The organism is Nonomuraea cypriaca (assembly GCF_015645445.1).
Lineage (GTDB): Bacteria > Actinomycetota > Actinomycetes > Streptosporangiales > Streptosporangiaceae > Nonomuraea > Nonomuraea cypriaca.
In genome coordinates, this window is the sequence record NZ_JADOGI010000051.1 from 26,645 (window position 1) to 51,429 (window position 24,785).

Annotated in this window: 23 protein-coding genes; 6 read left to right on the forward strand and 17 right to left on the reverse strand. The window is 69.7% G+C overall.

Going from position 1 to position 24,785, the window contains the following annotated elements; genetic code table 11:
* Positions 1 to 12: 12 nt before the first annotated feature.
* From ITP53_RS18710 to ITP53_RS18720, 3 genes are all read right to left on the reverse strand, one after another.
* A complete protein-coding gene (locus ITP53_RS18710; RefSeq protein ID WP_195896692.1) occupies positions 13 to 2,346 on the reverse strand; it encodes a polyribonucleotide nucleotidyltransferase in 2,334 nt (777 codons plus the stop codon).
* A gap of 313 nt (positions 2,347 to 2,659) precedes the next feature.
* On the reverse strand, positions 2,660 to 2,929 hold the full coding sequence (rpsO, locus tag ITP53_RS18715; protein ID WP_195896693.1) for a 30S ribosomal protein S15: 270 nt from the start codon (positions 2,927 to 2,929) through the stop codon (positions 2,660 to 2,662).
* Positions 2,930 to 3,304: 375 nt separating this feature from the next.
* Complete coding sequence (locus ITP53_RS18720) at positions 3,305 to 4,231, reverse strand: bifunctional riboflavin kinase/FAD synthetase (RefSeq protein WP_195896694.1); 927 nt, start codon at positions 4,229 to 4,231, stop codon at positions 3,305 to 3,307.
* 104 nt (positions 4,232 to 4,335) lie between these two features.
* On the opposite strand from ITP53_RS18720, the gene ITP53_RS18725 reads away from it, so the two are divergent.
* Positions 4,336 to 5,355, forward strand: a complete 1,020-nt coding sequence (locus ITP53_RS18725) for a TRM11 family SAM-dependent methyltransferase (RefSeq protein ID WP_195896695.1) — start codon at positions 4,336 to 4,338, stop codon at positions 5,353 to 5,355.
* Positions 5,356 to 5,362: 7 nt separating this feature from the next.
* On the opposite strand, the gene truB is transcribed toward ITP53_RS18725, so the two are convergent.
* The 8 genes from truB to rimP form a co-directional block, all read right to left on the reverse strand.
* Positions 5,363 to 6,235 carry a tRNA pseudouridine(55) synthase TruB gene (truB, locus tag ITP53_RS18730; RefSeq protein WP_195896696.1) on the reverse strand — a complete coding sequence of 291 codons (873 nt, stop codon included), beginning with the start codon at positions 6,233 to 6,235 and terminating at the stop codon, positions 5,363 to 5,365.
* A complete protein-coding gene (locus ITP53_RS18735) occupies positions 6,235 to 7,296 on the reverse strand; it encodes a DHH family phosphoesterase (RefSeq protein ID WP_328814981.1) in 1,062 nt (353 codons plus the stop codon). Before ITP53_RS18735 ends, truB begins: the two co-directional genes overlap by 1 nt.
* Positions 7,293 to 7,757, reverse strand: coding sequence for a 30S ribosome-binding factor RbfA (gene rbfA / locus ITP53_RS18740; protein WP_195896697.1), 465 nt, complete (start codon positions 7,755 to 7,757; stop codon positions 7,293 to 7,295). The genes ITP53_RS18735 and rbfA overlap by 4 nt, the downstream gene beginning before the upstream one ends.
* Positions 7,758 to 7,796: 39 nt before the next feature.
* Entirely contained in the window at positions 7,797 to 8,093 is a 297-nt protein-coding gene (locus ITP53_RS18745) for a DUF503 domain-containing protein (protein ID WP_195896698.1), read from the reverse strand.
* A 120-nt stretch (positions 8,094 to 8,213) separates the two neighbouring features.
* The gene (infB, locus tag ITP53_RS18750; protein WP_195896699.1) at positions 8,214 to 11,330 is read right to left on the reverse strand and encodes a translation initiation factor IF-2; all 3,117 of its coding nucleotides are present in this window, start codon (positions 11,328 to 11,330) and stop codon (positions 8,214 to 8,216) included.
* Positions 11,331 to 11,455: 125 nt separating this feature from the next.
* Positions 11,456 to 11,755, reverse strand: coding sequence for a YlxR family protein (locus tag ITP53_RS18755; RefSeq protein WP_195896700.1), 300 nt, complete (start codon positions 11,753 to 11,755; stop codon positions 11,456 to 11,458).
* The gene (gene nusA / locus ITP53_RS18760; RefSeq protein ID WP_328814985.1) at positions 11,739 to 12,743 is read right to left on the reverse strand and encodes a transcription termination factor NusA; all 1,005 of its coding nucleotides are present in this window, start codon (positions 12,741 to 12,743) and stop codon (positions 11,739 to 11,741) included. The genes ITP53_RS18755 and nusA overlap by 17 nt, the downstream gene beginning before the upstream one ends.
* 11 nt (positions 12,744 to 12,754) lie before the next feature.
* Positions 12,755 to 13,249 (reverse strand): ribosome maturation factor RimP, encoded by a 495-nt coding sequence (rimP, locus tag ITP53_RS18765; protein ID WP_195896701.1) that lies wholly within the window; start codon positions 13,247 to 13,249, stop codon positions 12,755 to 12,757.
* 311 nt (positions 13,250 to 13,560) lie between these two features.
* Here rimP and ITP53_RS18770 point away from each other — a divergent pair, with 311 nt between their 5' ends.
* The gene (locus ITP53_RS18770; protein ID WP_195896702.1) at positions 13,561 to 14,019 is read left to right on the forward strand and encodes a hypothetical protein; all 459 of its coding nucleotides are present in this window, start codon (positions 13,561 to 13,563) and stop codon (positions 14,017 to 14,019) included.
* A 20-nt stretch (positions 14,020 to 14,039) separates the two neighbouring features.
* Positions 14,040 to 14,528: a ferritin-like domain-containing protein gene (locus ITP53_RS18775; protein ID WP_328814988.1), complete on the forward strand. Its 489-nt coding sequence runs from the start codon at positions 14,040 to 14,042 to the stop codon at positions 14,526 to 14,528.
* Positions 14,529 to 14,660: 132 nt separating this feature from the next.
* Here ITP53_RS18775 and ITP53_RS18780 read toward each other — a convergent pair whose 3' ends face one another.
* The 3 genes from ITP53_RS18780 to ITP53_RS18790 form a co-directional block, all read right to left on the reverse strand.
* On the reverse strand, positions 14,661 to 16,403 hold the full coding sequence (locus ITP53_RS18780) for a proline--tRNA ligase (RefSeq protein WP_195896704.1): 1,743 nt from the start codon (positions 16,401 to 16,403) through the stop codon (positions 14,661 to 14,663).
* Between the two features lie 80 nt (positions 16,404 to 16,483).
* The gene (locus ITP53_RS18785; RefSeq protein WP_195896705.1) at positions 16,484 to 17,140 is read right to left on the reverse strand and encodes a hypothetical protein; all 657 of its coding nucleotides are present in this window, start codon (positions 17,138 to 17,140) and stop codon (positions 16,484 to 16,486) included.
* 152 nt (positions 17,141 to 17,292) lie between these two features.
* Entirely contained in the window at positions 17,293 to 17,769 is a 477-nt protein-coding gene (locus ITP53_RS18790; RefSeq protein ID WP_328814992.1) for a hypothetical protein, read from the reverse strand.
* Positions 17,770 to 18,083: 314 nt separating this feature from the next.
* Between ITP53_RS18790 and ITP53_RS18795 the strand changes: the two genes are divergently transcribed.
* Both ITP53_RS18795 and ITP53_RS18800 read left to right on the forward strand, forming a co-directional pair.
* Positions 18,084 to 19,385 (forward strand): FAD-dependent oxidoreductase, encoded by a 1,302-nt coding sequence (locus ITP53_RS18795; RefSeq protein WP_328814993.1) that lies wholly within the window; start codon positions 18,084 to 18,086, stop codon positions 19,383 to 19,385.
* Positions 19,369 to 20,517 (forward strand): DUF6986 family protein, encoded by a 1,149-nt coding sequence (locus ITP53_RS18800; RefSeq protein ID WP_195896706.1) that lies wholly within the window; start codon positions 19,369 to 19,371, stop codon positions 20,515 to 20,517. Before ITP53_RS18795 ends, ITP53_RS18800 begins: the two co-directional genes overlap by 17 nt.
* Before the next feature lie 25 nt (positions 20,518 to 20,542).
* Here ITP53_RS18800 and ITP53_RS18805 read toward each other — a convergent pair whose 3' ends face one another.
* From ITP53_RS18805 to ITP53_RS18815, 3 genes are all read right to left on the reverse strand, one after another.
* On the reverse strand, positions 20,543 to 21,223 hold the full coding sequence (locus tag ITP53_RS18805) for a copper homeostasis protein CutC (protein WP_195896707.1): 681 nt from the start codon (positions 21,221 to 21,223) through the stop codon (positions 20,543 to 20,545).
* 172 nt (positions 21,224 to 21,395) lie between these two features.
* Positions 21,396 to 21,998: a GNAT family N-acetyltransferase gene (locus ITP53_RS18810; RefSeq protein WP_195896708.1), complete on the reverse strand. Its 603-nt coding sequence runs from the start codon at positions 21,996 to 21,998 to the stop codon at positions 21,396 to 21,398.
* 200 nt (positions 21,999 to 22,198) lie between these two features.
* Positions 22,199 to 22,948 carry a GntR family transcriptional regulator gene (locus ITP53_RS18815; protein WP_195896709.1) on the reverse strand — a complete coding sequence of 250 codons (750 nt, stop codon included), beginning with the start codon at positions 22,946 to 22,948 and terminating at the stop codon, positions 22,199 to 22,201.
* 1,235 nt (positions 22,949 to 24,183) lie between these two features.
* Between ITP53_RS18815 and ITP53_RS18820 the strand changes: the two genes are divergently transcribed.
* A partial coding sequence (locus tag ITP53_RS18820; protein ID WP_195896710.1) for a flavin reductase family protein occupies positions 24,184 to 24,785 on the forward strand: 602 nt, incomplete at its 3' end.

The following is a 24,785-nucleotide window of genomic DNA, read 5'->3' on the forward strand; positions in this document are numbered from 1 at the left end:
TCGTAGGCTCCGTCACGAGTTCCGGTCGTCCCCCTCGTTGCCACGGGCGCGTACGCGCGTCCGGGTGCGGCGGGGACGCTCCTGCCGGTCCTCGGCGGCCTCCTGCTGCGCGGCGGGCTCCCCACCTTCGCCGGCTTCTTCGGAGTCGCCGGCCCTCGCCTCCTTCTCCGCGGCCTCCTTCTCGATCACCTCGACGGGGACGAGCGAGAGCTTGCCCCTGCCGTCGATCTCGGCGATCTCGACCTGGACCTTCTCGCCGACGCTCATCACGTCCTCGACGTTCTCGATCCGCTTTCCGCCGTGCAGCTTGCGGATCTGGGAGACGTGCAACAGGCCGTCCTTGCCCGGCATGAGCGAGATGAACGCGCCGAAGGCGGCGATCTTGACGACCGTGCCCAGGTAGCGCTCGCCGACCTCCGGCATGTGCGGGTTGGCGATGGCGTTGATCGCCGAACGGGCGGCCTCGGCGGCCGGGCCGTCGGTGGCGCCGATGTAGATCGTGCCGTCGTCCTCGATGGTGATCTCGGCACCCGTGTCGTCCTGGATCTGGTTGATCATCTTGCCCTTCGGGCCGATGACCTCGCCGATCTTGTCGACCGGGACCTTGATGGTGATGATGCGCGGCGCGGTCGGGTTCATCTCCGCCGGGGAGGCGATCGCCTCCTGCATCACGTCGAGGATCGCCAGGCGGGCGCCCTTGGCCTGCTTGAGCGCGGCGGCCAGCACCGAGGCGGGAATGCCGTCGAGCTTGGTGTCGAGCTGCAGGGCGGTGATGACGTCCTTGGTGCCGGCGACCTTGAAGTCCATGTCGCCCATGGCGTCCTCGGCGCCGAGGATGTCGGTCAGGGTGACGTAGGTGTCACCCTCGCCGATCAGGCCCATCGCGATGCCCGCGACCATCTCCTTGAGCGGCACGCCGGCGTCGAGCAGCGCCATCGTGGAGGCGCAGACCGAGCCCATCGAGGTGGAGCCGTTGGAGCCGAGCGCCTCGGAGACCTGGCGGATGGCGTACGGGAACTCCTCGCGGGTCGGGAGCACCGGGATCAGCGCCCGCTCGGCCAGCGCGCCGTGACCGATCTCGCGGCGCTTGGGCGAGCCCACCCGGCCGGTCTCACCGGTGGAGTAGGGCGGGAAGTTGTAGTTGTGCATGTAGCGCTTGGTCCGGTCGGGGTTGAGCGTGTCGATGACCTGCTCCATGCGCAGCATGTTGAGGGTGGTGATGCCCATGATCTGGGTCTCACCGCGCTCGAACAACGCCGAGCCGTGCACCCGGGGCACCACGTGCACCTCGGCCGACAGGGCGCGGATGTCCTTGGTGCCGCGGCCGTCGATGCGGACGCCCTCGTTGACGACCCGCTCGCGCATGAGCTTCTTCATCACCGAGCGGAACGCGGCGGAGATCTCCTTCTCCCGGCTCTCGAACTCGGGCAGGAGCTTCTCGCCGGCCAGCGCCTTGACCTTGTCCAGCTCGTTTTCGCGCTCCTGCTTGCCGGCGATGGTCAGCGCGGCGGTCAGCTCGGTCTTCACCGCGGCGTTGACCGCGTCGAGCACGTCGTCCTGGTAGTCCAGGAAGATCGGGTATTCGGCCGTGTCCTTGGCCGCCACCTGCGCGATGCGCGCCTGCGCCTCGCACAGCACCTTGATGAAGGGCTTGGCGGCCTCGAGGCCCTGCGCGACGGTCTCCTCGGTGGGCGCGACGGCGCCGTCGGCGACCAGCTTGAGCGTGTCCCTGGTGGACTCGGCCTCGACCATCATGATCGCGACGTCGCCGTCCTCCAGGACGCGGCCCGCGACGACCATGTCGAACGTCGCCCGCTCCAGCTCGTGGTGCGTCGGGAAGGCCACCCACTGGCCCTCGATCAGCGCGACCCGCACGCCACCGATGGGACCGGAGAACGGCAGACCCGCGAGCTGCGTGGACAGCGACGCGGCGTTGATGGCCACCACGTCGTAGAGGTGGTCCGGGCTGAGCGCCATCACGGTGGCGACGACCTGGATCTCGTTACGCAGGCCCTTGACGAACGACGGGCGCAGCGGCCGGTCGATCAGGCGGCACGTGAGGATGGCGTCCTCGGAGGGACGGCCCTCACGGCGGAAGAACGAGCCGGGAATGCGGCCCGCGGCGTACATTCGCTCCTCGACGTCGACCGTGAGCGGGAAGAAGTCGAGGTTTTCCTTCGGGGACTTGGACGCGGTGGTGGCTGAGAGCACCATCGTGTCGTTGTCGAGATAGGCGACGGCGGAACCCGCCGCCTGGCGTGCGAGACGACCGGTCTCGAAACGGATCGTGCGCGTGCCGAATGAGCCGTTGTCAATGACGGCTTCAGCAGTGTGGACACCCTCCACGGGGGACCTCCTTGTGGTCGGTCACCCGCGCCCTTTTCTCACCGGCACCCTCGTTAGGTGCAGCGCCGGTCTTCGATCGAAGCACCCGGTCAAGGATCACTGTCTCTGTCCTACCGGAAGCCACTACCGAGGACCGGCCCGCAGGCGTCGCGGGTCGCATGGTGCTGAGCGGACGCGGGGGCTGTGTGTCTCGGATCTTCAGTTGTACGTCAGGCGCGGACTCGCTTTCACGCCGCCACGCGCCGGACGCTCCTGACCATATGGCCCTACCCATATGGGAAGGGAGCGGCACGGACGCCGCTCCCTTTCCATGTTATCGGCGCAGGCCGAGCCGCTCGATGAGCGAACGGTAACGCTGGATGTCGACCTTCTGCAGGTACTTCAGCAGGCGACGCCGGCGACCCACGAGCAGAAGCAGACCACGACGGCTGTGGTGGTCGTGCTTGTGCGTCTTCAGGTGCTCGGTGAGCTCGCTGATGCGCTTGCTCAGCAGCGCGATCTGCACCTCGGGCGACCCGGTGTCGCCTTCGGTCGTCGCGTATTCGCCGATGATGGTCTTCTTGGCAGCGGTGTCGAGGGACACGGCTCTCCTTCGATCTACGGACACGCGCGAATGAGATATGAGCGCGTACGACCGTGCGTGCCTACAGTCGCCGCGTGAAGGCCGTCATGGGCAGCGCGCAGCGCGCCGTCACAGAGCCGACATGCAAGGTTACCACCTAGCATCCAGTGCTCAGGGATAGCTCATCAGCCCCGAGATAGCAAGCCCCAAAACCACATCGGCCCACCCCACCAGCCAAAACCACCCAACCCGGTGACCGGGAGAACCACCCAGCCGGTGAAGAGGACGCTCCGTAACGGTGGCGCGCCACTGACCGGTCAGCGGCCGTTTCCCTGGACGGACGCGAGCCGACGTCGGCGTGTGGCCGACGCTGGCAACGCGTAGAAGATGATGGCCTCAACGGGCAAGACGGCGAGCAGCATCGACATCGGCGCGAATCTGCGACACCAGGGCATCGATCGACTCGAACCGGGTGTTGCCACGCAGGCGGGCGGCGAATTCGACGGCGACGTGGGCACCGTAAAGTTCGAGGTCGTCGCGGTCGAGCGCGTACGCCTCCACCGTGCGCGGCACCCCTTCGAACGTCGGGTTCGTGCCGACCGAGATGGCGGCCGGCCACCGCTCCCCCTCGTACAGGGCGGGCATGTTGGCCACCGCCACGCACTCCATCCACCCCGCGTAGACCCCGTCGGCCGGGATCGCGGTGTGCTGCGGCGTCTCGACGTTCGCCGTCGGGAAGCCGAGTTGCCGCCCCCGCTGATAACCGCGTACGACCACGCCCTCCACCCGGTGCGGCCGCCCGAGCTGCGCCCTGGCGCCCACGACGTCGCCCGCCACGAGGCGTTCGCGGATCGCGGTCGAGGAGATCGCGTCAAATGTGGGCACAATCTCCACCACAAAATCGTATTTATCGCCCAAAGTCCGCAAGGTCTCGACGTCGCCGCCGGCCTTGGCCCCGAACACGAAGTCCTCCCCCACCACGACGGCGGCGGCCCGCAGGCGCTCGGACAGGATGTTCTGGGCGAAGTCATCCGGGCTGGTCCGCGACAGGCCGAGCGTGAACTCCACCACGTCCACCTCGTCCACCCCCAGCCCGGCGAGCAACTCGGCCCGGCGCCGCAGGTTCGTGAGCCGCTGCGGGTGCGACCCCGGCCGCACGACCTCGTCGGGATGCGGCTCGAACGTGACCGCGACGCTGCGCAGCCCCCGCTCACGGGCGACGGCGACCGCGCGCTCGATCACCCGCTGGTGCCCACGGTGAACCCCGTCGTACACGCCGATCGTGACGACAGACCTTCCCGAACCCTGCACGCTAGGCCCCATTCGCTCGTCCCGGATGAGTCTCGGATCAGCCCCGGATCAATCGCACACCAGCCTGCCATGCGCGTCGCGGTTCCCTCCAATCGAGGGGGATATCATCGGGCATCATGCCTCGTTACGCGCTTCTGATCCTGCCTGCCTTCAACCGGGTCTACGGGGAGAGCTCCGTCCGGCTGACCAGGAGCGAGCTGGCCGTCTTCAGCTCCCGCGCGCTGGCCGGCGAGGTCCTGGGCAGCGAGGAGACCCAGATCGGCGGCGTCCCCTACGTCGCCTTCGAGACCGCGCGGCCCCTGACCCAGCCGGACGTCTCGCTCCTGTCCAACCTCTCCTCCGTCTACGCCGTCTTCGCGATGGAGGGCGACCTGCTCAGGCCGCTGGCCATGAAGCCGCTCGACCGGCTGAGCAGCGACCTCATCACCATCCAGAAATACGCCGGCAAGACCAACGAGCACTTCACGAAGCTGCTGCTCAATGTCACCGTGCTGGCCGGGGACAGGGAGCTGGGCGAGCGGCTGACGGTGTTCGACCCGCTGTGCGGCCGTGGCACCACCCTCAACCAGGCCCTCATGTACGGCTACGACGCCTACGGCATCGACGTCGACGCCAAGGACTTCGAGGCGTACACCGGCTTCATCAAGACCTGGCTACGCAACAAGAAGCTCAAGCACACGGCCGAGACCGTGCCGGTGCGCCGGGAGCGGGCCCTGGTCGGGCGGCGGCTGAACGTCACGTTCGGCCTGTCGAAGGAGGCGGTCAAGTCGGGTGACGTGCAGCACGTCACCATGGTCAACGCCGACACGCTCAGGAGCCGCGAGTTCTTCAAGCCGCGCTCGTTCGACGTCGTGGTGACCGACGCCCCCTATGGCGTCCAGCACGGCAGCAAGGGCGGCAGCGGCCTGTCACGCAGCCCGCTGGAGCTGCTCAGACAGGCCGTCCCGGTCTGGGCGGAGCTGTTGCGGCCCGGCGGCGCGATGGGCATCGCCTGGAACACCTACGGCGGCAAGAGCGCCGACCTGGCGGACCTCCTCATCGGGGCCGGGCTCCAGGTGATCGACTACCCCGACTTCGAGCACTGGGTGGACCAGGCCATCGTCCGCGACATCATCGTCGCCCGCAAACCCGCCTGACAGGCGCCTAACCGGCGAACACGGCGATGGGCCTGGCGGTCCCGCCATGCTCCTCCACCAGCGCCAGCAGCTCACCGTCCGGGCCGAACACGCCGATCGGCCCCGTCCCGAGCCCCGCCGCGGGCAGCCGCCCGCCGTGCCCGACGACGCGTGCCTCCTCGGCCGTCACGTCCCTGCGCGGGAACGCCGCCGCCACCGCCTCACCGATCGGCAGGATCACGCACTCCTCGGCGAGCTGCTCAACGGTCTTGGCCAGCGACACGTCATAAGGCCCCACCCGTGTACGACGCAGCCGCGTCAGATGCCCCCCGACCCCGAGCGCCGCCCCGAGATCGCGGGCCAGCGCGCGGATGTAGGTGCCGGACGAGCACGTCACGACGGCGTCCACGTCCACGACCTCGCCGCCTGGCCTGATGTCCAGCACCTCGAACCCGTGCACGGTGACCGGCCTGGCCACCAGCTCGACCTGCTCGCCCGCGCGGGCCCGCTTGTAGGCCCGCTGCCCGTTCACCTTGATCGCGCTGACCTGCGGCGGGATCTGCATGATCTCGCCGGTCAGCGCCGCGACGCCCTTGTGGACCTCGGCCGGCGTCACCCCCGTCGCCGGCGCGGTCGCGGTGACCTCGCCCTCGGCGTCGTCGGTGTTGGTGCTCACGCCGAGCCGGATCGTGGCCTCGTAGACCTTCTCGGTCAGCGCCAGGTGCCCGAGCAGCCTGGTGGCCTTCTCCACGCCGATCACCAGCACGCCCGTGGCCATCGGGTCGAGCGTGCCCGCGTGCCCGACGCGCCGGGTGCCCGCGATGCGCCGCATCTTGGCCACCACGTCGTGCGAGGTCCAGTCCGCGGGCTTGTCCACGATGATCAGACCGCTCCCGGCCATCAAGCCTTCCCCAGCTCGCGCCGGAACTTCACCATGGTCTCCTCAACGGTGTCGTGCGCGGTGTAGCCGGCCGCGTTGTGGTGGCCGCCGCCGCCCAGCGCCGCGCTCACTGCCCCGACGTCGACGGCGCCCTTGGACCTGATGGACACCTGCCAGGCGCCCTGGTCGTCCTCCTTGAGCACGACCGCCACCTGAGCCTCGTCAGTACGCCGGACGATGTCGATGATGCCTTCCAACTCCGCGTACGGCAGCCCGTACGCGGCCCGGTCGACCCGCGTGACGTAGGTCCACACCAGCCCGTCCTCCAGCGTCACCCGGTCGAGCGCGGCGGCCAGCACCTTGAGATAGCCGAACGGCGAGCGGTCCCACAGCTCCCGCGCGATCTCGTCGGTACGCAGCCCCGTCGCCACCAGCCTGGCGGCCATCTGGTGCACGGCGGGCGTGGTGGAGGAGTGCCTGAAGGACCCGGTGTCCGTCACCAGACCGGCGTACAGGCACGTGGCGATGTCGCGGTCGAGCCGCCCGCCGAGCCGGTAGATGAGCTGCTCGGCCAGCATCGCCGTGGCCGCGGCCGTGCCGTCGATGAGACCCACCGTGCCGAACCCGGCGTTGGAGAGATGGTGGTCGACCACGATGACCTCGCGCGCGGCGGCGGTGTGGTCGCGCAGCAGGCCCAGCCGCTCGAACGTCGACGAGTCGAACGTGATCATCAGCTCGGGCGCCGCCGGATAGTCCTTCGGCGGCACCAGCATGTCCTGCCCCGGCAGGAACCTCAGCAGCCGCGGCACCGCGAACTGCCGGTCGCCGAACGACGCCACGACGCGCTTGCCCATCGACCGCAACACGAACCCCACGGCCAGCATCGACCCGAGGGCGTCGCCGTCGGGCGACACGTGGCAGGACAGCGCGATCTCGTCGGCCTGCCCGATGAGCTTGAGCGCCCGGCGCCACGCGGCCTCCGGCACGGCGCAGGGTTCGGTCGCGCAGGAGCTCACGGCGTCCGCACCGCGTGGATCCACGCGGTGCGGCCGCTCGGCCCGGTCGCGCACGTCGGGAGTCACGCCGGGTCTTCCCTGCGCAACTCGGCCCCCTCCTCGAAAGCCTCGTCGGGCTTGCGGTAGGGATCGGCCTCGCCGGCGTAGGAGGCGTTCTCGGCCTTGCGCGCCACCTCGGCGTCCCGCGCCCTGGCGGCGTTGATCAGGTCGTCGAGCTGGCGGGCGCTGTCCGGCAGGGGGTCGTGCTTGAACGTCAGCGTCGGGGTGAAGCGAACGCCGGTCTGGCGGCCCACCTCGGAACGGATGATGCCCTTGGCACTCTCGAGAGCCGCCGCGCTGTCGGCCCGCTCCGCGTCGGAGCCGAACACCGTGTAGAAGACCGTCGCCTCGCGCAGGTCAGCGGTGATGCGCGTGTCGGTCACGGTGACGAAGCCCAGGCGCGGATCCTTGATCCGCCGCTCCAGCATCTCCGCGACGATCTGCTGGATGCGGTCTGCGAGCTTGCGCGCTCGTGCGGCATCCACCATGTTCGCTCCCCCTCACGCACGACCTGGCCGTGCAGTCGTTCAATCTTCGTCGTTGTAGAGCCGGTGCCGGGCCGACAGCAGCTCGATCTCGGGGCGGAAGGCCACCATGCGTTCGCACGCGTCCATCACCTCGTTGCAGTTACCCGCGGAGGCTGACACCACCGCCACGCCGACCTCAGCGCGCCGATGCAGGTCGAGATGGCCGGTCTCGGCGACCGCGATGCTCGGATAACGTCGCTGCAGCTCGGCGATCAGCGGCCGGACGACAGAGCGCTTCTGCTTCAGCGATCTGACGTCGCCGAGCAGGATGTCCAGGGTAAGAGCACCCACATACATCGTTGGCTACCACCGCTTTGCCTGGTGTGCTGAGCGCACGACCGGCCTGCTGCGGTGGGTACCAGGCCTGGGCGTGCGAGAGGCGCCCGGCGGATGTCCCGCCGGGCGCCCGGCCGCGTGTCACACGCGCGGCTTCTCCCGCATCTCGAACGTCTCGATCGTGTCGTCGATCCTGAGGTCGTTGTAGCCGACCCCGATGCCGCACTCGAAGCCCTCGCGGACCTCGGTCGCGTCATCCTTGAAGCGACGCAGCGACGAGACGGTCAGGTTGTCGGCGATGACGACGCCATCGCGGATCACCCTGGCCTTGCTGTTGCGGACGATCAAACCGGAGCGGACCAGCGAACCGGCGATGTTGCCGATCTTCGGCACCTTGAAGATCTCGCGGACCTCCGCCGTGCCCATCTGGACCTCTTCGAACTCGGGCTTGAGCATGCCCTTGAGGGCCGCCTCGATCTCCTCGATCGCCTGGTAGATGACCGAGTAGTAGCGGATGTCGACGCCCTCGCGCTCGGCCAGGTCGCGCGCCCGAGGCTCGGGGCGGACGTTGAAGCCGATGATGACCGCGTTGTCGTCGGCGACGGCCAGGTTGACGTCGTACTCGGTGATGGCGCCGACCGCGCGGTGCAGGACACGAAGCCTGACCTCGTCGCCGACGTCGATCTTGAGCAGGGCGTCTTCCAGGGCCTCCACCGAACCGGACACGTCACCCTTGATGATGAGCTTGAGCTCGTCGACGCGACCCTTCTCGAGGTTGCTGAACAGCTCCTCGAGGGTGAGGCGGCGGCTCGACTTCGCCATGTCGGCGCTGCGCTTGCGCGCCGCGCGCTGCTCGGCGATCTGCCGGGCCATCCGGTCGTCGGTGACGACGATGAAGTTGTCACCGGCACCTGGCACGGCCGTCAGACCCATCACCCGGACCGGACGGGACGGCGTGGCCTCCTCGACCGCGTCGCCGTTGTCGCCGAGCATCGCGCGGACGCGGCCGTAGGCCTCGCCACACACGATCGAGTCGCCGACGCGCAGCGTGCCGCGCTGGACCAGGACGGTCGCGACAGGACCGCGGCCCTTGTCGAGGTGCGCCTCGATCGCGATGCCCTGGGCGCCCATCGACGGGTTGGCCCGCAGGTCGAGCTCGGCGTCGGCGGTCAGCACGATCGCCTCGAGGAGCTCGTCGATGCCCGTGCCGTTCTTCGCCGAGATGTCGACGAAGAGCGTCGAGCCTCCGTACTCCTCCGCCACCAGGCCGTACTCGGTGAGCTGGGCCCGCACCTTGTTGGAGTCCGCGCCCTCCTTGTCGACCTTGTTGACCGCGACCACGATCGGCACGTCGGCCGCCTGGGCGTGGTTGAGCGCCTCGATCGTCTGCGGCTTCACACCGTCGTCGGCCGCGACCACCAGCACCGCGATGTCGGTGGACTTGGCGCCTCGGGCACGCATGGCGGTGAACGCCTCGTGACCCGGGGTGTCGATGAAGGTGATCTTCCGCTCTTGGCCCTCGTGCTCGGCCGCGACCTGGTAAGCACCGATGTGCTGGGTGATGCCACCCGCCTCGCGCGCCACCACGTTGGTCTTGCGGATGGCGTCGAGCAGCTTGGTCTTACCGTGGTCGACGTGACCCATGACGGTCACGACCGGCGGACGCGCGGCCAGGTCGCCCTCGTCGCCCTCGTCCTCGCCGAACTCGATGTCGAAGGCCTCGAGAAGCTCGCGGTCCTCCTCCTCCGGGCTGACGACCTGGATGTTGTAGTCGAGCTCGGAGCCGAGCAGCTGCAGCGTCTCCTCGTTGACCGACTGCGTCGCGGTCACCATCTCGCCCAGGTGCAGCATGATCTGCACGAGCGAGGCGGGGTTGGCGCCGATGCGGTCGGCGAAGTCGGACAGCGAAGCACCGCGCGGCAGCCGGATCGTCGCGCCGTTGCCGCGCGAGACCTGCACACCGCCGATCGCCGGCGCCGACATGTTGTCGAACTCCTGGCGCCTCTGCCGCTTCGACTTGCGACCACGCGTGGGACGACCACCGGGACGCCCGAAGGCCCCCGCGGTGCCGCCGCCACGGCCGCGACCGCCGCCACCGGGACGACCGGCGAAACCGCCGCCGCCACCGGGACCACCGGTGCCGGTGCGCTGGCCGGTGCCGCCGCCACCAGGACGACCGGCGAAACCGCCGCCACCGCCACCAGGACGACCGCCGCCGCCACCACCGGGACGGCCACCGCCGCCACCACCGGGACGACCGCCGCCGCCACCGCCACCGGGACGACCGCCGCCACCGCCGCCGCCACCACCGGGGCCGGCAGGACGGCCCTGCGGCATCATCATCGGGTTGGGACGCGGCCCGCCGGGACGGGGACCGCCCGCACCCGGACCGGGACGCGAGCCGCCGCCGGCGGGCGGCCCTGGACGCGGACCGGCGGTGCCGGGCCTGCCCTCGCCGCCGCCACGACCCTGCGGCGGGCGTGGGAGCGCGCCGTCGCGCGGCGGACCGTCACGACGCTCGCGCTGGCCAGGGCCGCCGCCGCCTTCGCGGTTGCCGCCACCGGAGCGCGGCGGACGGGACTGGCCCATGCCGCTGGCGGTGGAAGAGAACGGGTTGTTACCAGGACGCGGGCCACGCGGACCCGGCTTCGGTCCAGGACCGGGACGCGGGCCGCCACCGGCGGGCGCGCCGGAGCGCGGCGCCTGCGCGGAACCGCCACCGCCACCACCCTGGGGCCCCGGACGGGGCGCGGGGCCGGGCTTGGGACCCGGACGGGCGGCCGGTCCAGGCCGCGGGCCCGGAGTCGGACGAGCGGGCGCGCCGCTCTCGAAACGCGCCTGCGGTGCCTGGGGCTGGGGTGCCTCACCACGGGCAGCCTCGGGCTGCTGGTGGGGCATGGGGACCGGCGGGCGCTGCTGCGCGCCTCCGGCTGGACTCGGACTCGGACGCGGACCGGGCTTGGGACCCGGACGCGGCGGAGACGGAACCGGTGCCTGTGCGGCGCCGTTGCCGGCCTGGCTGTCAGCCGGCCGGGGCGCAGCCCTCGGCGGCTGCGGCTTGTTGGACGGCGAACCGCCGCCCCTAGAGGGCCCACCCTTGGATGCGCCCAAAGCTTCGGTGAGCCTGCGGACCACCGGCGCCTCGATGGTCGAGGACGCCGAACGGACGAACTCTCCCATCTCTTGGAGCTTGGCCATGACGACCTTGCTCTCTACGCCGAACTCCTTAGCGAGCTCGTATACCCGGACCTTCGCCACTGCACTCCCTTACTCGGCCCGGGAGGCTGGCTGTGCCGTCCGGACCGTCGCTACCTTGACGTCTTCATCGCCGCGTGCTCATCAGGCGCTCATAGCAATCTGACTCCGCCCATCAACTCGGCGTCCTACATGACATTTCGTGGTTCTCCCTCCAGGTGCGCCCGCACGGGCGACATGTCAAGCGGCCCCGGCACGCGGAAAGCGCGCGGAAACGCTCGGCGACGCTCGGCAAGCTCAAGACAGCTCAAGGACGGATGCAGTGATGCACCCCGGCCAGGAAGCCGTCCTCGCAGGTCAGGAACCACTTGGTCCTCAACCCGCACCAGATGGAGCAGCTCGGACTTAGCCGTGCGAACCCTGCAGCCCACACAGGTGCGCTGAGGGCCCGCGTGGCCACCATATTCCAGCTTACCGTGTCGACGCATCTACGGAACCGGCGGCATCTTCGGCCTGTGTGTCCGGCCGGATGTCGATCCGCCACCCTGTGAGTCTCGCGGCCAGCCGGGCGTTCTGTCCCTCTTTCCCGATCGCCAGCGACAGCTGGTAGTCGGGCACGGTGACCCGCGCGACCCGTCCTTCGAGGTCGAGAACCTCAACGTGGGAAACGCGAGCGGGCGACAGGGCATTCCCGACGAAATCGCCTGGATCCTCGGACCAGTCGATGATGTCGATCTTCTCGCCGTGCAACTCGGTCATCACGCTGCGCACGCGCGAGCCCATCGGCCCGATGCACGCGCCCTTGGCGTTGACGCCCGGCTTGCGCGACCGCACGGCGACCTTCGTACGGTGGCCCGCCTCGCGCGCCACCGCGGCGATCTCGACGGTGCCGTCGGCGATCTCCGGCACCTCGAGCGAGAACAGCTTCTTCACCAGCCCGGGATGCGTGCGTGACAAGGTGACCGAGGGGCCCTTGTGACCCTTCTTCACCTGCACGACGTAGGCGCGGATGCGCTCGCCGTGCACGTATTCCTCGCCGGGGACCTGCTCGGCGTGCGGCAGCACGGCCTCGATCTTGCCGAGGTCGACCAGCACCACGCGCGGGTCCTTGCCCTGCTGGATGACGCCGGAGACCAGCTCACCCTCGCGGCTGGCGAACTCACCGAAGTTGATCTCGTCTTCGGCGTCGCGCAACTGCTGCAGGATGACCTGCTTGGCGGTGGTGGCGGCGATCCTGCTGAAGTTGCCCGGCGTGTCGTCGTATTCCCTGACGACCTCGCCCTCCTCGTCCAGCTCCGCGGCCCAAATGGTGACGTGACCGGTGCTCCGGTCGAGCTCGGCCCGCGCCTTGGAGGCGGCGCCGTCCGTCCGGAAGTACGCGATCAGCAGCGCGTCCTCGATCGCCTTGACGACCAAGTCGAAGGAGATGTCCTTTTCCCGCTCCAGGCTGCGCAGGACGCTCATGTCGATGTCCACGACGGCTCCCCCTAGCCTTCGTCGCCGTCGACGTCGTCGACGTCGTCAATCCGGCGGAACTCCACCTGCACCCGTCCCCGGGCCAGGTCTTCGTAATCCAACCTGCGCGCGGCTCCCGCGACGTCGAGGTCGACGCCGCTCTCGTCCGCCGCCAGAATGCGGCCCTCGATCTCGGTGCCGTCTCTCATCTCGGCCTTCACCAGCCGCTTGGCGGCACGACGCCAGTGGCGCGGCTCGGTGAGCGGCCGGTCGACGCCCGGTGAGGAGACCTCCAGGGTGTACGCCGCCTGCCCCATCGCGTCGTCCTCGTCCAGCGCCGTGGAGACGGCCTGGCTCACGTCGGCCACGTCGTCGAGGCTCACGCCGCCGTCGCGATCGACGATCACGCGCAGCAGCCGTCTCTTGCCCGCCTGGGTGACGGTGACGTCCTCCAGGTCGAGGCCCTCCGCGCTGACCACGGGCTCAAGGAGCTTCATCAGGTGGTCGCGGGGTGATGCGCTGCCCATATCGACCTCCCCTATTTGTCATGTCTCAGCCGGGCGGACCTCGCCTCGGGCTCTCCGCCGTCCGGCCGTTCAGCCAGCGACGACAGTTGACACCCTATCCGTATGGAGGCACGGAAAGAGCGCCACTCGGGCCGGTCGAATGGCGGAGCGTCGCCTGACGGCGATCCTGGGCGCCAGACCGTACGATGCTACCGATGAGAAGGCCGCCAGGCGGACCGCCGCCGGCGCATCGATCCGGCATGGCAGCGGGACGGCACTGCGCGAGCAGCTTTCTGGTCGGTCTGCCCGTAATCAGCTGGAGGTCCCTGCCCGTGCGCGCGCGTCACCTCTCCCGGCGAGCCATACTGGCGGGCGGAGCGGCCGCTCTCACCGCCTGCGGCGCCTCCGGCCCGCCGCAACCACCTGCTCCGACGCCGGACTCCGCCGAGACCGTGCTGCTGAAAGCGCTGGTGGCGGAGAAACAGCGGACGATCGCGCTCTACTCGTCGCTGATCTCCGGGGGGGCGGACGAGCTCGCGCCGTTCCGTGACCGTCACCAGGCTCATCTGAACGAGCTGCGTAAACACGTGACCGTCCCGTCGGCCACCGGGTCGCCGACGGCTTCCCCTCCTCCCAAGACGTCGCTGCCGCGGCTGCGGGATCTGGAGCGCAAGGCCGCCGCCCTGCGGGCCCGGCAGCTCGCCGGAGTCTCGCCCGGCCTGGCGCAGCTCATCGCCAGCATCGGGGCCTGCGAGGCCGCCCACGCCGCCGCCCTGCCGAAGTCGCTGTGAGCGTCCACATGAATGTCCCCGTGAATGTCAGCGCGAACGTCGCCACGGACCCGGGCGACGTCGAGAAGCTGCGCAAGGCGCTGGCGGCGGAGCACGCGGCGTTGTTCGCGTACGGGCTGATCGGGGCGCGGACCTCCGGACGGCTGCGAGAAAGGATCACTTCAGCCTTCGACGCCCACCGGGCACGGCGTGACCAGTTGCGCTCGTACATCACGGCGCGGGGCGGCAGACCGGCCGAGCCGGACGCGTCGTACGCGCTGCCGTTCTTCCCCGGCAACGCCACGCTGGCCGTCAAGCTGGCGGTGCACCTGGAGACCGGGGTCACGGCCGCCTACCTGGAGCTGGCCGCGGCGCGGGACGCGTCGCTGCGCCGGTACGCGGCGCTGGCCATGCAGGAGGCCGTGACCCGGTCGTACACCTTCCGTCCCGACCAGCCGGCGGCGTTCCCCGGCCGCCCCGTCGCGGCGCCGCCGACCCCCTCACCGGTACAGGTACAGACCGGAGGGTAGTCCCCGACGGGCCCGATGCGGGCCCGCCAGAACACACTGCCTTGCGGCAGCGAGCGGCGGCACCACGAGTGGCGGGTCGGCTGTGGCGGTGCGGCAGCAGAGCGGCGCCGCAGGTGGTGGCTCGGGAGTGGGTCAGGTGGTGGTGGCGAGGATGCGGTCGGCGGCCTCCGTGAGCGGGATCTCCGACTTCTCGCCGGAGACCCGGTCCCTGAGCTCCACCACGCCCTGCGACAGGCCGCGCCCGACCACCACGATCGTGGGCAGGCCGAGCAGCTCGGCGTCCTTGAACTTCACGCCGGGCGACACCTGCGGCCGGTCGTCGACCAGGACGCGCAGCCCGCGGGACTCCAGCTCGCCGGCCAGCTTCAGGGCCGCCTCCACCTGGTTGTCCTTGCCCGTGCCGACGATGTGCACGTCGGCGGGGGCGACCTCGCGGGGCCACACCAGCCCGAGCCGGTCGTGCGCCTGCTCGGCGATGACCGCCACCGCGCGCGAGACGCCGATGCCGTAGGAGCCCATCGTGACGCGGATCGGCTTGCCGTCGGGACCCAGCGCGTCGAGACCGGCGGCGTCGGCGTATTTGCGGCCGAGCTGGAAGATGTGGCCGATCTCGATGCCGCGGTCGATGGAGAGCGGCGCGCCACAGCGCGGGCAGGGGTCTCCGGCGCGCACCTCGGCGGCCTCGATCGTGCCGTCAGGGGTGAAGTCGCGGCCGGCGACCACGTTGGCGGCGTGCTTGCCCGGCTCGTTGGCCCCCGTCACCCAGGACGTGCCGGTGACGACGCGCGGGTCGACGAGGTAGCGGATGCCGAGCTCGCGCAGGATCTGCGGGCCGATGTAGCCGCGTACGAGGCCGGGGTGCTTGGGGAAGTCGGTGGCCTCGAAGATGGCGGGCTCGCCGGGCGCCAGCGCGGCCTCCAGGCGCTTGAAGTCGACCTCGCGGTCCCCGGGTACGCCGATGACCAGCGTCTCCACCTTGTCGGAGCCCGGAGTCGCGACCTTGACGACGACGTTCTTCAGCGTGTCGGCGGCGGTGACGGACAGGCCGTGGTGCTCGTTGACGTACGACACCAACGACTCGATGGTCGGGGTGTCGGGCGTGTCCATGACCTTCAGCGGCGCCGCGCCGTCGATGGGGCGGGCGGCCGGGGCGGGGGTCGTGACGGCTTCGGCGTTGGCCGCGTAGCCGCACGAGTGGCAGGCCACGAACGTGTCCTCGCCCGTGGGCGTGGGCGCGAGGAACTCCTCCGACGCCGACCCGCCCATCGCGCCCGACTGGGCGAACACGATCTTGTAGTTGATGCCGAGCCGGTCGAAGGTGCGGATGTAGGCCTCGCGGTGCTGCTCGTAGGAGCGCTTGAGCCCGTCGTCGTCGAGGTCGAAGGAGTAGGAGTCCTTCATCAGGAACTCGCGGCCGCGCAGGATGCCCGCCCTGGGCCGGGCCTCGTCCCGGTATTTGGTCTGGATCTGGTAGAGGGTGACCGGATAGTCCTTGTAGGAGGAGTATTCGCCCTTGACCATGTCGGTGAAGAGCTCCTCATGCGTGGGACCGAGGAGGTAGTCGGCGCCCTTGCGGTCATGGAGCCGGAAGATGTTGTCGCCGTATTCGGTCCAGCGGCCGGTGGCCTCGTAGTATTCGCGGGGCAGCAGGGCGGGGAAGAGCACTTCCTGGCCGCCCATGCGGTTCATCTCCTCGCGGACGATCCTGGTGACGTTTTCCAGGACGATCTTGCCCAGGGGCAGCCAGGAGTAGATGCCGGGCGCCACGCGGCGGATGTAGCCGGCGCGGACCAGGAGCTTGTGGCTCGGCACTTCCGCGTCTGCCGGGTCGTCCCGCAGGGTGCGAAGAAACAACGACGACATGCGCAGCAACACGGCTACTCCTTGGTCGAACCTGGTGTGAGGACTACAGGCTATCGACTCGGAGCGGCTCGGCGCTCGGCGTTATCCGGCGATCACACCGCCAGCGGGCTCCAGCCGGACACGAAGGCCACCAGGCATCCCGTGAACACGCTCGCGAACATCGCCGAGAGCAGCACCGCGCGCAGCCGTCCGCGCGCGTTCCTGCGCAGGACGAGCATCAGGGCGATGGCCGGCAGGCCGACCGCCAGCGCGGGACCTGGCCAGAGCGACTGCTCGCTCTCGGTCAACCCGGGCCCGGCGCGGTCCACCGCGTCGCCGATCAGCGCCGCGACGACCGCGCCGGCCGCCAGGTCGCCCCAGCCGTCGTGCCTGCGGGTCAGGTACGCCAGCAGGCCCAGGCCGACGAGCAGGACGAGGGCCCAGTCGAGCCCGGCGATGTCCAGGGGATCCCCGCCGCCGACAGCGCTCGCGCCGATGGCCGCGACCAGCGTGGAGATCATCGCAAGGAACGTCGTCACCAGCGCCCACCCGAACCCCGACGCGGTGGCGCCCACGACCAGTGACAGGGCCAGGTAGGCGTACGGGTCGTAGATGCGGCCGGCCCATCCTGGGCCCGTGCCGGAGATGAGGATGCCGGCCAGGCCGATGACCAGTCCCCCCGCGAAGGCTGCAAGAAGATGGCGTTCGATGCCGCGCTGGCGCCGGTCGTACTCGGCGAGGTCGGCGTAGTCGATCGTGGTGGTGTCCATCTCCATTCCCTGGTCAGCCCTGCCTTTGGGTTTCTCGGGGATGACCACTGTCAGATTATGCGAACCTCCCAAAAAGGCAAAATTCGGGCATTCGTCTCAAAATCGGGCAATCTCTTGCCCTCTGCTGATCTTCCGCTGCGGACCCGTTCGGCTCAGCCGCCGAGGAGCTCCTCCCACGGGTGGCGGGCGTTGGTGCGGCGGGTGGTGTCGAGGGCCTCGCTCAGGCGCCAGAGTCCCGGGCGGGTGCGTACGCCGGCCCGCCCCATCGGGTCGATCGCGCGCAGTTCGAACCGCACGCCCATGACGTCGAGCACCGCCGAACCGTCGCTGCCAGGACCGGCCTCGGTGACGAGTGAGCCGTCGTAGTCGGGGTCGCGCACCTGCTCGGCGAGCAGGGAGGCCACCTCGGACGCATAGGGGCCGTCGCGCCACTCGACGTGCCAGCTGTGGTCGGAGCCGCGCCACCAGGTGAGATCGCGGCACGACTCGATGAAGTCGGCCTCGGTCGCCAGCGCCGCCATCACCCGGCCGAACGCCTCATATCTTCGGGCACTCGTGAGCGAGAGGTCGTCGCCGGTGCCGGTGAGCGGTCCGTCCTTCGGCCGTCGCAGCGCGTGCTTTCGCTTCACGAGAATCCACTCTGATCTGGCGCGCGCCCTTCTCGCAAGTACTTGCCGCCGATACGCTGTACTACCAAGCGAGCGCCTGGTCAACCACCCGGGACACGCCGACGGGTCGCCCTGTGACCCCAGCCGTTCCCGCCTTCATCCGTCCTTCATCCGTACGACCGAGCGGCCCCCCAGCGGCCCTCCGAGGACTACGTTGGCGTGGTAATCGCCAGGTACGGGTTCATCCGCACCGGCGATCGGGGATACATCGATCACACTTGCCGGTTGTATCTGGTGGGACGCATGTCTCGGGCAACCGGGTCTTAGGAGGCAGCGTGGCGTTGCACGTGGCGGTCATCGGGTCGGGCCCCGCCGGGATCTACACGGCAGAGGCCCTGGTCAAGCAGTCTTCCGAGCCTGTCGAGGTAGACGTCGTCGAGCGCCTGCCGACCCCGTACGGGCTGGTCAGGTATGGCGTGGCGCCCGATCACACCTCGATCAAGTCGATCGCGAACTACCTGCGCAGGGTGCTCGAACTGCCCCAGGTCCGCTTCCTGGGCGGGGTCAGGCTCGGCGCGGACGTGTCCGTGGACGACCTGCTGAGCACGTACGACGCGGTGGTCTACTGCACCGGGGCGATGGTCGACAGGAAGCTCGGGATCCCGGGCGAGGACCTGCCGGGGAGCGTGGCGGCGACCGACTTCGTCAACTGGTACTGCGGTCACCCCGACGTCGATCCAGGGCAGTTCACGCTGGACACCTCCGAGGTCGCGGTCATCGGTGTGGGGAACGTGGCAGTGGACGTCGTACGCGTCCTGGCCAAGACCGCCGACGAGCTGAGCTCCACCGACGTGCCCCACGACGTGCTCGAACGCCTCTCGGAGAGCCAGGTGAAGGCCATTCACATGATCGGCCGCCGTGGTCCCGAGCACGCCAAGTTCACCTTGAAGGAGCTGCGCGAGCTGGGCGAACTGGCGAACGCCGACGTCTGCGTACGCCCCGAGGAGGCCACCGTCCTGGGCGGCGACTTCCCGCGCCAGATCCAGGGCAACATCAAGGTGCTGCAGTCGTGGGCCGCCCGCCAGCCGGTCGGCCGGCCGCGCCGGCTCGACGTGCGCTTCTGGCTGCGGCCCGTGGAGATCCTCGGCGCCGAGCGGGTCGAGGGGCTCAGGCTCGAACGCACCCGCCTGTCGGAGGACGGGCGCGTGGAGGGCATGGGCGAGTTCGAGACGCTGCCGGTCGGCATGGTGCTGCGCTCGGTCGGCTACCAGAGCGTGCCGCTGCCCGGGGTGCCGTTCTCCAAGAAGACCATGACCGTGCCGAACGACGCGGGCCGGGTGCGTGACCGCGAATACGTGTCGGGCTGGCTCAAACGGGGTCCCACCGGGGTGATCGGCACCAACAAGTCCGACGCCGCAGAAACGGTCCGCACGTTGCTCTCCGACCTGGAAGGCGCGGAACGCGTCCCACACGGGCGCATCGACGCGTTGCTGGAGTCGAAGGGCGTGCGGCCGGTGACGTACGACGAGTGGCTGTCCATCGAGGCGGCCGAGGCCGAGCTGGCCAGGTCGCTCGACCGCGGCGAACGCGTCAAGCTCGTGGGTCTGGAGGCCATGCTCCGTGCCTGCCGTCCCTGAGGGGTTCGAGGAGGCGTACCGGATCCAGCGGGCCCGCTACCCCGCCGCCGAGCCCGGCCGGCAGCCCGTCCACACCGTGTACGTCCCCGCCGACCGGTTCACCGCCAACACCGTCGCCGAGTGGCGTGATCAGGCGTCGTCCCTGGTCAAGGCGCATCTGGCCGAGCCCGCCGAGCTGGCCGCCGTCTTCGGGCTGCCCGCCGGCCTGGCGGCCGGCGTACACGAACGGGTGCTGCGCAAGCTCTCGTACGAGCCGATCGAGGACCTGCGGATCGACTTCGAGGACGGGTACGGCGTACGGCCGTCCGAGGTGGAGGACGAGCACGTGGCGCGGGCCGTCGAGGCGGTCACCCACGCGCACGCCGCCGGGGTGTTGCCGCGACGGTGGGGGCCGCGGGTGAAGTCGTTCGCCGACGGTGATCCGGAGCGGGCGGTGCGCACGCTGGACGGGTTCCTCTCCGGGGTGGTCGCGCGGGTGGGCGAACTGCCGGCGGGGTTCATCGTGACCTTTCCCAAAGTCCTCATGGAGGAATATCTCGGGCAGTTCGTGGGGGTGCTGGAACGGCTGGAGGGCCGGCTGGGGGTGCGGCTGCGGTTCGAGATGCAGGTGGAGGCGCCGCAGACGCTGGCGTTCCTGCGCGGGGACCTGCCCGAGTCACTGGGCGGGCGGCTCGCGGCGGCGCATTTCGGGGTCTTCGACTACACGGCCGCCCTCGGCCTGCCACCGCACGAGCAGCGGCTCGACCATCCGGCCTGCGACCATGCCCGTCATGTGATGCAGACGGCGTTCGCGGGCACCTCGGTCGAACTGTCGGACGGTTCGCTGGCCGCCTCACCCGCCTCCGACCTGACGCGGGACGTGCACGCGCTGTGGCGGCGGCACGCGGAGCTGGTCAGGCACTCGCTGCGGCACGGCTTCTACCAGGGGTGGGACATGCATCCCGCGCACCTGGTGAGCAGGTACGCCACCGTCTACGCCTTCCATCTGGCCCGCTACGACTCCTATCGGGAGCGGGTGCGGGCGTGGGAGGAGCAGCGGGAGGCCGGGGGTGGCGTCATGGACGAACCCGCCACCATCCGCACCCTCGTGGCCGCCCTGCGCCGGGCCGACGCGGCTCTGTCCCTCCCCTGATTTCTTCCGCTGCGGTCCTCATCGGTCAGTCGCGTTCTACCAAGGCGCGCCACTGGCGTACCAGACGCCACTCGACCGGGTCCGACCAGCTCGCCCTGACGGCCGATCCCACGTGGAAGGCGCGGATGCCGTAGTCGAGCAGGGGGGGCACGTGCGCCGGCTTGAGTCCGCCGCCGGCCAGGATGATGGAGCCGTCGCCCGCCCCGGCCCTGGCCTTCAGCACCCGCAGGCCCTGCCCGACCCCGGTCGGCGAGCCGGAGGTGAGCACGGTCGCGAGGTTGGGCAGCAGGCGCACCGCCCGCCAGGACGCCTGGATGTCCGCCGCGTGGTCGACCGCCCGGTGGAAGGTCCACGGGAGCGGCGAGACGGCGTGGATGAGCGCCTCGGTGGCGCCCAGATCGACCGCGCCGGCGCCGTCGAGGAAACCGAACACGAACCCGGCCGCCCCCGCCTGCGCCAGCGCCTTGGCATCACGGCTCAGGCGGCTCAGCACGTCGGGGTCCGCGGCGAAGTTGGCGTCGCAACGGAGCATCACCATCTGCGGCAACGGACATTCCGCCGCGATGGCGGCGACCGTCTCGGGAGCGGGGGTCAGCCCGTCGGCCGCCATGTCGGCGACGACCTCCAGCCGGTCGGCTCCGCCCTGTTCAGCGGCCACGGCGTCGCGCACGTTCAGCGCGATCACCTCGAGCAGGGATCCGGTCATGGTGGAGAGGTTATAGGGTGCTCTGCCCCTTTCCGTCGCAAAAGGAGCGAAATCCCGCCCTACTCGACCGCAGAACTCCCCACCGGGAGGAAGCGTGGCCCTTCAGGCGGTGATGCCGCTCGGGGGCATGGTGGGGGCCCGGCCTCGGGCGGGGAGGCCGGGCCATGGGGAATCAGGCGCTGATCAGCTCCGCGACCGTCAGGTCACGGAAGACCGTGGTCGGCGCCTCCTCCGAGCGGCGCTGGAAGAGGGCGCCCGAGGAGCGATGCGGCAGGTCGACCGTGCGGATGTGCTGGAAGCCGCGGTTGCGGTAGTACTCCTGCAGTCGAGGGTTCCCCTTGGCACAGTCGAGGCGCAGCCACGGCAGGCCGGAGGTGTGGGCGGCGGCGCAGGCCCAGTCGAGGAGGGCGTCGCCGAGGCCGCTGCCGGACCACGGCCGGGCCACCGCCAGTTTGTGGATGTAGAGAGCCGCGCCCGGCTCGTCGGCGAACGTCCAGAACTCCGGGTCGGCGTGGTCGTCGAGGGCTATGGTGGCCACCGGCGGGGCAGACTCGTCGGGATCGAGGTACCTGAGTTCGTCGTCGAGCAGGTACAGCACCCGCTCCTCTATCAGCGGCTCGATCCGCTCGGGGCCGAACCCGTTGCGGGGCCACTGCCGTACCCCCCGTGCGTAGAGCCACTCGGCGGTGTCCGCGAGCAGCGTGAGTACGCCGGGAAGGTCGGCTGGTTCGGCTCGCCGGAGCGCGAGGGGGTGAAGCAGGGTGTTGGTGTGCATAATTGAACTCCCGTTGCGTTGGGTGTCCGCGCATGTACACAGCGTGATGACGCAATGTCGCGCGGGGGCGAAATCGGACCTCAACCCGATATATATGGATAAATGGCGATTTAGGGGAGTATGCACGACTCCCCTAGGCCAGCGAGGCGGCTATTTCTCGCTGCACCCGGCCGGCGGGATCACCCCTTCATGCGAGCCCTCTAGCGGCGATCGAGCTCGTATCTGATCAAATGTTTGTCGGCGGGCAGCACCGACACCGCGACACGCACTGGCATGTCGGCCCCGTCGTATCCAACTCGGACGTAGACCATGACCGGCGTGCCGAGTTCGAGTTGGAGGCGCTCGGCCTCCTCCTGGTTGGGCATGCGGGCCCAGATGTCGTCGACGACGCGTATCTGCGCATGACCCAGCTCTTCCAGCACCCGGTTCGCCCCTCGCGCGATGTCACCGGGCCTGGCGATCTCGGAGTCGGCAACGAGATCGCGGGGAAAGTAGGAGTCGTTGGTGTTGTACGGCTGTCCGTCCACGAACCGCAGACGGCGTCTCACCACCGCCAACTCCCCATCCGCCAACTCCAGCCTGCTGGCGATCTCCTCGACGGGAGACACGGTCAGCACCTCGATGTACTGGCTTGGCGCGCGGCCTTCCTCCGCCACGGCATAGGCGAAGGCCTCCCGCAGTTCCCCTGTGGGTTGTGGCTCCAGCTCCCGCTGCGGATGGATCAGCAGCGGTCTACGGTCTCTGACCACGGTTCCGCGTCGCGGCGTGCGCGTAACAAGCCCCTCGTTGACCAGCTCCCCTAGAGCCAGTCGTACGGTGTTCCTGCTCACGCCATGGTCTTCCATGAGCTGTGCCTCGGTCGGAAGCTGCGCCCCGGGGCCGAGGACACCCGAGTAGATGGCGCGTCGCAACTCCGCAGCCACCTGCTGATACAGCACCGACCTTGCCACTTTCACCCCTTTTGTTCCAACAATTTAGACGATCTGGTTCTAGCAGGCCACAACCCCTTGACCAAACCCCCTCGCCCGGCCCATCATCCATTCGTTGGTACAAATCCATCTAAAGGCCGGTGAGGGGGTGGAGGCCAGTGTTGCCGGTCCGCACGGGTACGCCATACCTGCCCTGGCATGAACCCGGTGATGCAACACGTTTACTGCGTTACGCGTTGCGTCGCCAGCGGTTAACCCACACCTACCAGAGCAATGGCATGTCCGTGCTTTCGGTGTTGACTGAGCTGACCGTGTGGTGCAACGACGGATCCTTTGTCTGGAATGAGGAGGGTGGCGCCCCCGTCACGCACCCCATTGATGACCCGGTTGGTGCAGCTCGACGCATCGCCGCACGTTACCGGCGGCAGGAGCCTTCGAACTCCCCCATCGACTCCGTGCGCGGACCAACGGTCTAGGACTCCATCCCTCGCCGGAGTCCTGGCGCCGCCGCACACGGGGCAGGAAGCGCGTCCTGGCGGGTCCCCCACGCCCGCCAGGGCGCGCTTTCCCGCGAGGTTTTGGAGGATCTCGGTGCAAAGGTCTTCTCCTTCTTCTCTTGCGACTGCCGCGCGCGGGACCCTCTTCTTCTTTTACGGCCGGCCAAGCCGGCCCCGCCCGCCGACCATGGCTGGGCTCCGTCCAGGGAGACGCTCCTCCGGTGTGCGGGGCCGGGCGCCGCGACGGAAAGGTGTAACCGGCTGGGTGGTTCCGATGGCCTGCTGGGTGGTGCCGATGACTGGCCAGGTGGCCGATGGCCTGCTGTGTCGCACCGATGATCTGCCGGGTGGTGCCGTCGATCCACCGGTTGGTGCCGGTGGTTGGCGGGCAGGGGGGATCGGTGGTCGCAGGTGTGTGGTCACTCCTGTTACCGAGTCTGTTTCGCTCACGTCTGTCACCCAGTCCCGAGCTGTCCACGTTGACGCCTACGCCTCATCATCGACCCTCGGAGGCCAACCTGGGGGCAGCTTCGTGATGGTGGGACTGGTGGGGTTTTCTGGTACCAATCCAATTCCCGGACCAAGGTCAACTAGCGGGAGGTTTTCCGCTGGAGTGGATGACCATGCAGGTTTCCGGCATCCCGGCGGTCCTTCCGGATCGCCGGTGCGGCGGGTTGACAGGTTTTCGCGGCGCTCCTACCGTCCAAGCAAGCGCTTGGTTACAATGGGCGCCGTCCGTGGAACTAGGAGGCGGACCCCATGAGCACACACGCTGCCCGGCTCGTCACGCCGGACGGTTGTCGCGGCCTTCCGACGCCCCGCAGGGTCCGCAACGGAGCCGTCACCCCGCCCGGCCCCGCCGCCCACCACAGTCCGAACGGTCACCTCGACAGCGGCCGGTTCAGGCAGGTGCTGAGCAGGTTCGCGACCGGCGTGGTGGCGATCACGGCGCTCGACCCGGTGAGCGGCCGGCCGTGCGGTCTCGCGGCCAACACCTTCACCTCGGTCTCGCTCAACCCGCCGCTGGTGGCGTTCTGCGTGGCGCACACCAGCACCAGCTGGCCCCGGGTGCGCGACGCGCAGGCGGTCACCGTGAACGTGCTGGCCGAGCAGCAGCAGGCCGTGTGCGCACAGCTCGCGACCAGGGGCGGCGACAAGTTCGCCGGCCTGGAGTGGACCCGCTCCCCCGGCGGCAACCCGGTGCTCGACGGCGCGCTGGCCTGGATCGACTGTGCGGTCGAAGCCGAGCACCCCGCCGGTGACCACATGATCGTGGTGGCCAGGGTGCTGCAACTCGACACGCACGCGGAAGGCGGCCCGCTGGTCTTCTTCCGCGGCGCGTACGGCCGCTTCACCGACCC